This is a genomic window from Enterococcus sp. DIV0691 (assembly GCF_051711145.1).
Classification (GTDB): domain Bacteria; phylum Bacillota; class Bacilli; order Lactobacillales; family Enterococcaceae; genus Enterococcus_B; species Enterococcus_B hirae.
The window spans coordinates 2,167,692-2,179,702 of sequence record NZ_JBIOLY010000001.1 but is presented as its reverse complement, the minus strand read 5'-3'; the positions used below and the strand labels follow the sequence as shown (position 1 = coordinate 2,179,702).

Sequence of the window (12,011 nt, the reverse complement as noted above, 5' to 3'; positions counted from 1 at the left end):
GAAAGAGAAAGGAACAAGACATGTTAAGTCTTTTGATTTTATTTATCTTGCTGCTTGCATTTTTTTCAGGTGCGCGACGAGGATTTTCTATGCAGGTCGTTTATACGATCGGTTATATCTTGTCTTTTATGGCAGCACAGCACTTTTATAAGGATCTAGCAAGTCGTCTGGAATTATATATTCCTTATCCTGCGGTAACATCTAATTCCCAAATGGTCTTTTTTGATCAGACATTTTCTTTCAGATTAGATGAAGCTTTTTATGCAGGAGTCGCCTTTTTGCTGATTTTATTTATTGGAGGATTGCTTACTCGTTTTATCGGGATTTTTGTTCATAGCTTGACCTATATTCCGATCCTAAAACAAGTCGATTGGCTTGCGGGAGGCATCTTATCTTTAATCGTTGCCTATGTCACGATATTTTTGCTCTTGAGTTTATTGACTTTCGTGCCAGTAGATATCGTTCAAAAACAATTTAGTGGAAACAGTCTTGCCCGCTTTATCGTAGAGCAGACACCATTTCTAACGAATAAAATCCATGATTTATGGATAACGAATGTGATAAACTAATCAAAAATTTTTTGTAAAAGTGTAACAGTAAGTAGTGAAAGAAAAAAACGAAGTTGTGACAGGACAGCAAAGACCAATGAGTCAATGCGAAATGTGACAACTTCTTTTAGTGAAAGTTAGGGTGATAACGTGAATAATCGAATCCTAGAAACATTAGAATTTGAAAAAGTGAAACAGCTTGTTCGTCAGTTTGTGGTAACCGCGCAAGGAACAGAAGAACTCGCAAAGTTAGTGCCGATCAACCAACAAGAGAAATTAACAGATTGGTTAGCAGAAACAGAAGATGGCTTAAAAGTTCAAAGGTTACGTGGGGGAATCCCTATTCCTAAGTTAGAGAACATCCGACCTCATATGAAACGAATTGAGATCGGTGCTGATTTAAATGGACTCGAATTAGCGCAAGTTGCACGTGTTTTATCGACTACAAGTGAATTAAAACGATTCTTTGCTGATTTAGCAGATAGCGAAATTGAATTTTTACGTCTTTATTTCTGGGCAGAACAATTGGTGACGATCCCCGAATTGAATCGACGTTTAAAAGAGTCGATCGATGAAGATGGGCGAGTAACAGATGATGCTTCCCCTGAATTAAAAATCATTCGTCAAAATATTCGTCGAAGTGAACAAACGGTGAGAGAACAACTAGATGGCATTGTTCGGGGGAAAAACGCCAAATACTTAAGTGATACGATCATTACCATGCGAAATGATCGCTATGTGATTCCTGTCAAGCAAGAATACCGGGGTGTCTTTGGTGGGGTAGTCCATGATCAAAGTGCTTCTGGGCAAACATTATTTGTTGAACCAAAGCAGATCGTTGAATTAAATAATCGCTTGAGACAGTATCAAATTGCAGAGCGTAATGAGATCCAACGTATTTTAAGTGAACTTTCTGCTGAACTGGTTCCTCATCGACATGAAATCATTCATAACGCATACGTGATCGGTAAACTAGATTTGATGAACGCCAAAGCACGTTTTGGGAAAGAACTGAAAGCCATCGTTCCTGCAATCAGTGTAGAAAATCATGTCATTTTAAAACAAGCAAGACATCCGTTGATTGATCAAGAAAAAGTGGTGGCTAATGATATCAGTATTGGGAAAGAGTACCAAGCGATCGTGATTACTGGTCCAAATACTGGAGGAAAGACGATCACTTTAAAAACTTTAGGATTGTTACAATTGATGGGGCAATCGGGTTTACCGATCCCTGTAGATGAAGAAAGTCAAATCGGTATTTTTGAGGAAGTATTTGCTGACATTGGTGATGAACAATCCATCGAGCAAAGTCTCTCAACATTTTCTTCCCATATGACAAACACCGTTGATATCTTAGCACATGTGAATGAAAAAAGTTTAGTCTTGTTTGATGAATTAGGTGCAGGAACAGATCCCCAAGAAGGGGCAGCTTTAGCGATTGCTATTTTAGACGATCTTGGGAAAAAATCGGCTTATGTGATGGCTACGACACACTATCCAGAACTAAAAGTTTATGGATACAATCGGGCGAATACAATCAATGCAAGTATGGAATTTGACGTTGATACACTTAGTCCAACGTATCGTCTGTTGATTGGTGTACCAGGGCGAAGTAACGCATTTGAAATCTCTAGCCGCTTAGGATTAGATCAATCAGTCATCAATGAAGCCAAACAATTAATGAATGACGAAAGCCAAGATTTAAATGAAATGATCGCTGATTTAGAAAATCGACGAAAAATGGCTGAAACGGAGTATTTAGAAATGCGCCACTACGTTGATGAAGCACAAGAGTTATATGAAAACTTAAAAGAGGCGTATCGCTATTTCTTTGAAGAACGAGAAAAAGAAATCGAAAAAGCCAAGAAAAAAGCCAATGAATTAGTTTCTGAAGCACAAGAAAATGCGGAAAAAATCATTGCAGATATTCGTAAAATGCAACAACAAGTAGGACAAGGAAATGTAAAAGAGCACCAATTGATTGATGCGAAAACCAAATTGGCAAACTTACATCAAGAAGAACAACTGAAAAAAAATAAAGTGTTGAAAAAAGCCAAAGAACAAAAAAAATTGAAACCAGGCGACGAAGTTTTAGTGACAACTTATGGTCAAAGAGGAACCTTGTTACGTAAAAACGGGGAGCAATGGCAAGTGGAAATCGGGATTTTAAAAATGAATGTTTCTGAAAGTGAATTAACGCCCGTTGCTCCACAAAAGGAACCAAAACAGCGGGTCATTCATGCTGTGCGTTCTGAATCAGCTAGTCACGTGTCGAACCAACTAGATCTTCGTGGCAAACGCTATGAAGAAGCGTTGAGTGAGGTTGACCAATACCTTGATTCAGCGATCCTTGCTGGCTATCCCCAAGTAACGATCGTACATGGAAAAGGGACCGGAGCTTTGCGTCAAGGAATCACCGACTACCTGAAAAATCATCGAAGTGTCAAAAGTTTTGAATTTGCTCCTGCTAACCAAGGCGGTAATGGGGCGACGATCGTTAAATTTAAATAAAACTTACTAAATGTAAGCAGAAGGCTCGTCTCGAATCAAGAAAGGTGCTATAATGATTCTAGACTAAAAAATGGAGGTCTTTGATATGTCACAAGTAGTTACAGATACGACATTTAACGAAGAAACAGATAAAGGCTTAGTATTAATCGACTTTTGGGCAACTTGGTGTGGACCTTGTCGCATGCAAGCACCAATTTTAGATCAGCTGTCAGAAGAATACGATGAAGATGAATTCCGAATCGTAAAAATGGATGTAGATGAAAACCCACAAACACCTCAACAATTTGGGATTATGAGTATTCCAACATTATTGTTGAAAAAAGATGGGCAAGTCGTTGAAAAAGCGGTTGGTGTACACTCGAAAGAGCAATTACGTCAAATGATCGATCAATATTTATAAACATCTGGAATGTTACTGAGATATCAATCAATGGATTGATATCTCGGTTTTTTTGTCCTTAGCACAAATTTCAGTAAAACCTTTCTCTAATTTATCTAAACCCTCAAACAAGTCTAGGAAACAAATGAGCCGATTACGATTCTTTTTGACAGACATGTTATAATTAATTCAATGAAATTTGAAAGGAAGTATTTCATGAACGAACGTATCAAAAATAAATTAGCCTTACTTCCTGATCAACCTGGCTGCTACTTGATGAAAGATAAAAATGGCACCATCATCTATGTTGGGAAAGCAAAGATTCTCAAAAATAGAGTCCGTTCCTACTTTACAGGTAGTCATAATACCAAAACCGAACGATTAGTTAGTGAGATCGAAGACTTTGAATATATCGTTACAGAATCCAATATCGAAGCTTTACTTTTAGAAATCAATTTGATCAAGAAAAATGATCCTAAATACAATATCATGTTGAAAGATGATAAAACGTATCCTTTTTTGAAAATCACAAACGAAAAGTACCCACGCTTAGTTATTACACGTAAAGTGTTAAAAGACAAAGCAGTTTATTTTGGACCATATCCAGATGTTGGCGCAGCCAACGAGACCAAAAAAATCCTTGATCGGTTGTTTCCGTTACGCAAGTGTAAACCTAGCCAAACGAAAGAACCGTGTTTGTATTATCACTTAGGACAATGCCTTTGTCCTTATTATTTTGATGTTGATCCACAAGTTTACACGAAAATCGTTGATGAAGTTAAAAGCTTTTTAAATGGTGGCTATGAAAAAGTTGAATCAGAAATCCACCAAAAAATGGTTCAAGCTGCCGAAAAGATGGAATTTGAAAAAGCGGCAGAATACCGCGATCAGATACGAGCCATTGAAACGATTATGACTCGTCAAAAAATGACCAATACAGATCTGGTGGATCGAGATGTTTTTGGTTATGCCATTGACAAAGGCTGGATGTGTGTCCAAGTATTCTTTGTCAGACAGGGGAAATTGATTGAACGGGATGTGTCGATGTTTCCTTTTTATAATGAAGCAGAAGAGGATTTTCTGACTTATATCGGGCAGTTTTATCAAGAAAATGAACATTTTATTCCTAAAGAAGTCTTGATTCCTGACACGATCGATCAACCGAGTGTGGAGGCATTGTTGTCCACAAAAGTTTTACAACCTAAACGTGGTGAAAAGAAAAAATTAGTAGAACTTGCGAATAAAAATGCTACGGTTGCATTGAATGAACGATTTGATTTGATTGCTAGAAAGCAAGAACGAACGATTGGGGCAGTGGAACGTTTAGGGAATGCCATGAATATTCCTACACCTGTTCGGATTGAATCCTTCGATAATTCGAATATCATGGGAACCAATCCAGTAGCGGCAATGGTGGTATTCATCGATGGAAAGCCAGCAAAAAAAGAATACCGCAAATATAAAATCAAAACAGTCACAGGACCAGATGATTATGCTTCGATGCGAGAAGTGATCTATCGAAGATATTCTCGTGTCATTCGAGAAGGTCTCCCTTTACCTGATTTGATTTTGATCGATGGCGGGAAAGGGCAAGTGGATGTCGCCAAAGATGTTTTAGAAAATCAACTTGGGATCGACATACCAGTGGCTGGTATGGCTAAAAATGATAAGCATAAAACGAATGAACTCCTTTTTGGAAATGAACTTTCGGTGGTTCCATTGGAAAGAAATTCGCCCGAGTTCTTTTTACTTCAACGGGTCCAAGATGAGGTCCATCGGTTTGCGATCACATTCCATAGACAACTACGAAGTAAAAATAGTTTTGCTTCTAAGCTGGATGAAATCGAAGGATTAGGACCGAAAAGAAAAAAATTACTTCTAAAAGAATTTAAATCGTTAAAAAATGTTACGGCAGCAACGATGGAAGAACTCCAACAAATTGGGCTACCAAAAAATGTTGCTCAAAATGTTTTTGATAAATTGCATGAGAACTAGCATAGGACACTTTACAAACCACGTAAAGTGTCCTATGATTTTTTGTATAACAAATGATGTAGAATTCGTTTTAGTTCGACGAGGCGGGAAGCGCTATGATGACTATTGGAAATGATTATAGCCAACCTAGATTGAATAAATGTCAAAATGGTCGTTGTTTCAATGAAAAAGTGGGAAAGAATGGTTTTCTTTTTAAACTATTCATTTTTCAATAGACTTTGGACCTTTAATTGATAAAGAATCTCTGGACTATTTCATTTTTTGCATTTGTATGCGATTTAAGTTGTCTGAACTATCTGAATACGGTAGCAGAAATGGAGACGAAGGAGTGAGACGATGTTAGAAGTGAAAGATTTGGTTAAGACGTTTGGAGACTATACCGCTGTTGATCATGTGTCTTTTCAAATACCTGATGGAAAGATTATGGGGCTGATCGGACAAAACGGGGCAGGAAAAACCACAACTTTTCGATTGATCTTAGATTTTTTGACACAGGATCAAGGGGAAGTTTTATGGAATGGACAACCTTTGGGAGAAAAAGACTATGACATTATTGGCTATCTTCCTGAAGAACGTGGGTTGTATCCGAAAGTAACGATTCAAGAGCAATTGTTGTATTTTGCTGAATTGAGAGGCAAAAAAAGAAAAGAGATCGAACCAAAAATCGATTTTTGGATGGAAAAGTTCCAAGTAAAAGGAAAGAAAACCGATAAAGTAAAATCATTGTCTAAAGGAAATCAACAAAAAGTTCAATTGATTGCTACGTTGATCCATGAACCTAAATTGATCATATTGGATGAGCCGTTTAGTGGGCTTGACCCAGTCAATGCAGAATTGCTGAAAGACGGGATCATTGAGTTAAAAGAACATGGCTCATGTGTTATTTTCTCCAGTCACAATATGGATAATGTTGAAAAAATCTGTGATCATTTAATTATGTTACGTAATGGAAAAATGGTGTTAAGCGGGAAAGTCCATGAAATCAGAAATTCTTTTGGACGTACAAAGTTATTCTTAGAATCTGGCTTGTCCCAGCAGGAAGTTGCAATGATCGAAGGGGTCGAAAAAGTCGTCACTCATGAAGATCAAACGCTTGAAATCACTTTAAACGATCCTGATGTAGGAAAAGAAATCTTTACCCGAGCAACACAATTTGGCTATATTCCAATGTTCAATCAACAACCGCCTACCTTAGAAGAGATATTCAAAATGAAAGCAGGTGAGATTGATGCGTAAATTTTGGATCATTACAAAAGATGTTTATTTAAAAAATGTCAAATCTATCTCTTTCTTGATTATGATCTTAGTGCCATTCATTATGATAGGGATCGTTTATTTAGCAGGCAATTTTGCTCAGCAAAACAGTGAGATCAATAAAATTGGTGTATTGTCCGAAAATCAACAAGTAACGCAACAGCTTGAACAAGTAAAAACCGATGAGTTCAGCTTTCAAGCGGTTGATTCGCAAACACAAGCTCAAAAAGAATTAGCCGATGAAAAAATTGATGCCTATTTAGTCGTCACGGTCGAAAACGATCAGCTAAAAGGTCAACTTTACAGTGAAAATTCGTTAGGACAAAGTACACAATTGTTGATCCAACAGCAATTAACTGGGTTGCAATCACTATTGCGAGCTAGCCAACTGGGACTTTCTCCTGAAGAAGTAGCTAGTCTTAGTCAACCAGCAAGTTTGACTAGACAAAAAGTAAGTTTTGATAGTAATAACAAAATGAAAGTTGGAGAAGATAATTCTGGCGTACAATATGCGATTAGTTATGCAGCAACCATTATCTTATTTATCATTATCCTGACTTATTCACAAATCATCGCGCAAGAAATTGCTTCTGAAAAGGGAACTCGAATCATGGAAGTCATTTTATCAAGTACGACAGCTCAAAAACATTTTTATGGTAAATTGACTGGTGTCTTGTTAGTTGCTTTAACGCAGATGGCTCTATACGGTGTGATTTTGACTGTGGGATTCCAACAATTTAAACATATGGATTTTGTAAAAAGTATCATAGAGAATATTTCACTAGATAAGATCATCGGTCCATTTTTATGGTACGCATTGTTGTTTATGTTCTTTGGTATCTTGATCTTCTCCGTTTTAGCGGCATTATGTGGATCATTAGTCAACAAAGCAGAAGATACAGCAAAAGCGATTTTACCAGTTACTTATCTTTCTTTAGGTGGCTATATGCTTGGGTTGATCTTAGGCGCATCTGATCCAAACAATATCGTGATTCGGATCACGTCCTATATTCCGTTCCTTTCTTCTTATATTATGCCGATTCGTTTGGCGAATGAGACAGTGGGAATGACTAGTGTATTGATTTCACTTGTGGTGTTAATCATTGTCACATTCCTGCTAATGTTCTTCTCAGCGAATATGTATAAATCAAATGTTCTTGTTTATAGTGAAGGTGGCTTATGGAGTTCATTGAAACAGTCACTTTCAATTATGAGAAATGAACGTAAGAAATCCTAACCGACTGACTATTAAAAGCAGTATCGGCACAACAAAATGGTAAATGAAAAACTAAATGCTGGCGTTATTTCGGTTGATCTACGAAATAACGCCAGCATTTTTTAGGATATTCTAAAGGGAAAAATCGTTGTTCAATCCCTTAAGGACTAAAATTCTTGAACAAAAAAATCAAATAATCCTTGATCAGTGGGATTGCTTGAATGTGTCAGCTCTGGATGCCATTGTACACCAAATAATCGAACATCCTTATCGAGACTTTCAATCCCTTCCACTAGACCATCAGGTGAAAAGGCTGTGGCTTTTAATGAAGGTGCCAGCTCTTTCAACGCCTGATGATGATAAGAGTTTACCAAATAAGTATCAGGTAGTAGCTGATGTAATAGAGTGTCGGGTAAAATCTCTACTTCATGAGTAGCAAATTGTGGGGCGGTTGGATGCTGTTCATGTTTGACTGACCACTTAGGATAAGTGGTTAAATCTTGATACAAACTACCCCCAAGCACGACATTTAAGAGTTGCATTCCACGACAAACAGCAAAAATTGGTTTGTTTTGCTTGAGTGCCTCGCTGATAAGTGCCGCTTCAAAGAGATCTCTTTGAAGGTTGGTTTCTAAAAGTTTTGGATGGGGAGGTTCATGATACAGTTGTGGGGAAATATCCTGTCCACCGGCTAAGATCAGTTTATCGATTTGGTCAATATAAGCAGAAGCAGTCTTAGGGGATGAGATCGGTAAAACGATCGGTAAACCATCCGCCTGCTGTACAGCATTGACAAAGCCTTGGGGAGTATAGGTTACTTGATTTCCTTGAAAAGTATCTGTCGCTCGGATCAACTGATTTCCAGCAATTCCAATAATGGGTAACATAAACATTCCTCCAAATCGTCTATTCGTTCTATTCTATCAAGAATAAAAAAATTTTAAAACTATTTGAAATAGGTCTAGTTTGGGAATACATATGAAGAAAAAAATTTTTTCATGAGAATTTCTTATAAAAAAACAGAGTTACCGAGGAAAAATATGGTGTTCTTATTGAATTTTTTCGTCATTTTGGTACAATAGAATTAAATCACGAATAAAATGGTTGGGCATAATGCTTCAAGGATCGCGTTCTTCAAGGGGTGAGAAGAACATATTGAAGGGCTCAGCATCATTAGTCAACTAAAGGGCACATACTTTCAATGTAACGAGAGCATGTGTCCTTTTTTAATCGAAAGGGGGAAGTGATTGTGACAGAAATGGCGCGAATTTTGACAAGAATCAAAGAAGCAGAAGAGAATAATCAGAAAAAAGAAGAGCAGGTCAAAGCAGAACTTGCTCAATATGAACAATTAAAAAATAACGAATTAATCGATTTGAATAAAGAATTCCAAGAACGATTAACCAAGCTGATGAAAGAAAAAAGAAAAAATGAAGAGGAAGTAACTGAAGATGAACAGCACAAACTGGAATTGATTTTAGAACAATTTCGTCAAAAAGTTCTTGAAATAGAAAAAACATATTTAGAAAAAGAAGAAGAGGAAATAGCGAAGAAAAAGAACTTAACAAATGAGATCATTGAAAGGATGAAACAAAAAAATGGCTGTCACTAAAATGGAAAAAGTGACTCTCATTTCAGATAAGAAAAATCGTGAAATCTTGTTGCAAGCAGTTCAAGGACTTCATGCAGTAGAAATCCGTGATCTGTTCCAAGAATCTGAAAACAATCAATGGGTAGAGACGTTTTTTCCTGAACCAGAGATGATCGATAAGGACAAGGAACTTGCGAAATTATCCTATAAATTAACGGATATTCGTACAGCTATCCAATTTATCGAACATCATGGCGAAAAAAGTCAGAAAAAACAACACTTAAAAAGGCGTGAACTTTCGTTAGATACTTTGGAAAAAAATTATTCAGAAGAAGCTTTTTCGAAAAAGCTGGAAGAAGTCTTACTTTTGAAAGAACAATGGGAGCAACTAGTAGAAGAACGCCAAAAATTGGAAGACCAAGAGAATTGGTTGCTCAATTGGCAAAATCTGGATCTGGCGCCTAAAGCATTTGATAGTCAAATGACCAAACTAGTCATTGGAACGGTCAATGCTAAAAATGCTGAATCTTTTAAAGCTGAAGTTGCTGAGATAAACGAAGCCTATTTAGAAGAAATCAACTCTTCACCAACAACGACTTACTTTGCCTACATTGTTTTACGAGCTGACGAGTCACGCATGGAAGAAATCGCCAGTCGTTATGGATTTGTTAAAGAAGACTATCTGTATGAGGGGACACCACAGCAACAGTTAGTTGCTGCAAAACAAAGTTTACAGGAAATCAAGGACCAACAAAAGAAACTGTCTTCAGCCATTGGAGCTTGTAGTGGGTATATCAAAGATTTCGAATGGACGGAAGAAATCTTCTTGGCTCGCTCTGAACGAGAAGCAATCAAGGACCGGATCATTCATACTCCTTATCTGATTCTGATTCAAGGCTGGGTGGATCATGAAGAAAAACAAGAATTGATCCACATGCTACAAAATGTCTTAGCAAGTGAAGAAGTCTATTTGACCTTTGACGAGCCAACGGACAATGAAATTGCTGAAGAAGTACCGACCAAACTAAAGAATCATCCGATCGTTGCTCCTTTTGAGATGTTAACGGAGATGTATAGTTTACCAAAGTATGAAGAAGTTGATCCAACGCCGTGGATGATGCCGTTTTACCTCGTCTTTTTTGGCATGATGGTGGCGGATATCGGGTATGGGTTACTGATGTTTTTAGGGGCATTTTTACTCCAAAAATTAGTGGTATTGCCACGTGGAATGCAACGTTTTGCAAAATTCTTTGAGATTCTAGCAATCCCTTCGATCATCTGGGGATTTATCTACAGCTCATTTTTTGGGGCGGCATTGCCTAAAGAAATTTTTGGTATTCATTTACCATTTCCGATTTTGTCTACTACAGATGATGTCAACACGATCTTGATTTTATCCGTAATTTTTGGTTTGATCCAAATTTTAGTCGGACTATTTATTGCTGCTAAGGAACATATCAAACGAAAAGCATATGTCGATGCCGTGAATGATGGGTTTGCTTGGCAAGGGATCTTGCTTGGTATCATTCTGATTTTATTGGGAACGATGATCCTTAAAAACAACGCCTTTGTTTATTTAGGCGGTGCATTAGCTGTTCTTTCAGCCGTATGTATTTTGATCATTCCTGTTTTCCAATCTTCTTCAAAAGCCAAAGGGATCGCCAAAGGAGCGTATAATTTATATGGTCTAACTGGCTATATCGGAGACTTAGTCAGCTATACACGACTAATGGCACTGGGAATCTCTGGAGGAAGTATTGCCGCAGCTTTCAACATGTTAGTTGCTTTTATGCCTCCAGCTGCTCGTTTTAGTGTCGGAATTTTATTGATCATTGTCCTACAGGCTTTGAATATGTTCTTAACACTTTTGAGTGCCTATGTACATGGCGCACGATTACAATATGTAGAATTTTTTGGAAAGTTTTACACTGGAGGAGGGCGTTCCTTCAAACCACTAAAAACGGTGGAGAAATACGTCAACATCAATCATAAGAAAAAATAGAAATATTGGAGGAATTTGATACAATGATGGATTATTTGATTACTCAAAATGGTGGAATGGTATTTGCAGTATTAGCGATGGCAACAGCAACGATTTTTTCAGGAATCGGGTCTGCTAAAGGCGTTGGAATGACTGGGGAAGCGGCAGCTGCATTGACGACCAGTCAACCAGAAAAATTTGGACAAGCGTTAATTTTACAATTACTTCCAGGTACCCAAGGATTATACGGTTTCGTTATCGCCTTCTTGATTTTTATCAACTTAGGCAGTGATATGTCTGTCGTTCAAGGATTGAACTTCTTAGGAGCTTCCTTACCGATTGCCTTTACTGGTTTATTCTCAGGGATCGCTCAAGGGAAGGTTGCAGCTGCTGGTATTCAAATTCTAGCGAAAAAACCTGAGCATGCAACGAAAGGGATCATTTTTGCTGCGATGGTTGAAACATATGCCATCTTAGGTTTCGTTATTTCTTTCTTACTGGTCTTAAATGCGTAATAGCCTAGCTTATAAGGAGGA

10 protein-coding genes and 1 other annotated feature are annotated in these 12,011 nt (G+C 37.5%); of the genes, 9 read left to right on the top strand and 1 reads right to left on the bottom strand.

The window, feature by feature from the left end:
• The first annotated feature begins 20 nt into the window (after positions 1–20).
• From IGJ11_RS10035 to IGJ11_RS10010, 6 genes are all read left to right on the top strand, one after another.
• Positions 21–569, top strand: a complete 549-nt coding sequence (locus IGJ11_RS10035) for a CvpA family protein (RefSeq protein WP_010718650.1) — start codon at positions 21–23, stop codon at positions 567–569.
• Positions 570–698: 129 nt separating this feature from the next.
• The gene (locus tag IGJ11_RS10030; RefSeq protein WP_207431708.1) at positions 699–3,059 is read left to right on the top strand and encodes an endonuclease MutS2; all 2,361 of its coding nucleotides are present in this window, start codon (positions 699–701) and stop codon (positions 3,057–3,059) included.
• 85 nt (positions 3,060–3,144) lie between these two features.
• Entirely contained in the window at positions 3,145–3,459 is a 315-nt protein-coding gene (gene trxA, locus IGJ11_RS10025; RefSeq protein WP_010718648.1) for a thioredoxin, read from the top strand.
• 195 nt (positions 3,460–3,654) lie between these two features.
• Positions 3,655–5,433, top strand: coding sequence for an excinuclease ABC subunit UvrC (gene uvrC / locus IGJ11_RS10020; protein ID WP_010738020.1), 1,779 nt, complete (start codon positions 3,655–3,657; stop codon positions 5,431–5,433).
• A 336-nt stretch (positions 5,434–5,769) separates the two neighbouring features.
• A complete protein-coding gene (locus IGJ11_RS10015) occupies positions 5,770–6,669 on the top strand; it encodes an ABC transporter ATP-binding protein (protein WP_010718646.1) in 900 nt (299 codons plus the stop codon).
• Complete coding sequence (locus IGJ11_RS10010; protein WP_010738019.1) at positions 6,662–7,924, top strand: ABC transporter permease; 1,263 nt, start codon at positions 6,662–6,664, stop codon at positions 7,922–7,924. The genes IGJ11_RS10015 and IGJ11_RS10010 overlap by 8 nt, the downstream gene beginning before the upstream one ends.
• A gap of 146 nt (positions 7,925–8,070) precedes the next feature.
• On the opposite strand, the gene IGJ11_RS10005 is transcribed toward IGJ11_RS10010, so the two are convergent.
• Positions 8,071–8,790 (bottom strand): gamma-glutamyl-gamma-aminobutyrate hydrolase family protein, encoded by a 720-nt coding sequence (locus IGJ11_RS10005; protein ID WP_251849672.1) that lies wholly within the window; start codon positions 8,788–8,790, stop codon positions 8,071–8,073.
• Between the two features lie 215 nt (positions 8,791–9,005).
• Positions 9,006–9,054 (top strand) — a sequence feature (sodium ion sensor (DUF1646 type); this cis-regulatory element may regulate processes involved in with the transportation of sodium ions).
• Positions 9,055–9,161: 107 nt separating this feature from the next.
• Here IGJ11_RS10005 and IGJ11_RS10000 point away from each other — a divergent pair.
• The 3 genes from IGJ11_RS10000 to IGJ11_RS09990 are packed head-to-tail and all read left to right on the top strand — an operon-like array spanning position 9,162 to position 11,990.
• On the top strand, positions 9,162–9,515 hold the full coding sequence (locus IGJ11_RS10000) for an ATPase V (protein WP_192924300.1): 354 nt from the start codon (positions 9,162–9,164) through the stop codon (positions 9,513–9,515).
• Positions 9,502–11,496, top strand: coding sequence for a V-type ATP synthase subunit I (locus IGJ11_RS09995; RefSeq protein ID WP_207431704.1), 1,995 nt, complete (start codon positions 9,502–9,504; stop codon positions 11,494–11,496). Before IGJ11_RS10000 ends, IGJ11_RS09995 begins: the two co-directional genes overlap by 14 nt.
• Before the next feature lie 23 nt (positions 11,497–11,519).
• The gene (locus tag IGJ11_RS09990; RefSeq protein WP_010738015.1) at positions 11,520–11,990 is read left to right on the top strand and encodes a V-type ATP synthase subunit K; all 471 of its coding nucleotides are present in this window, start codon (positions 11,520–11,522) and stop codon (positions 11,988–11,990) included.
• The last annotated feature ends 21 nt before the right edge of the window (positions 11,991–12,011 follow it).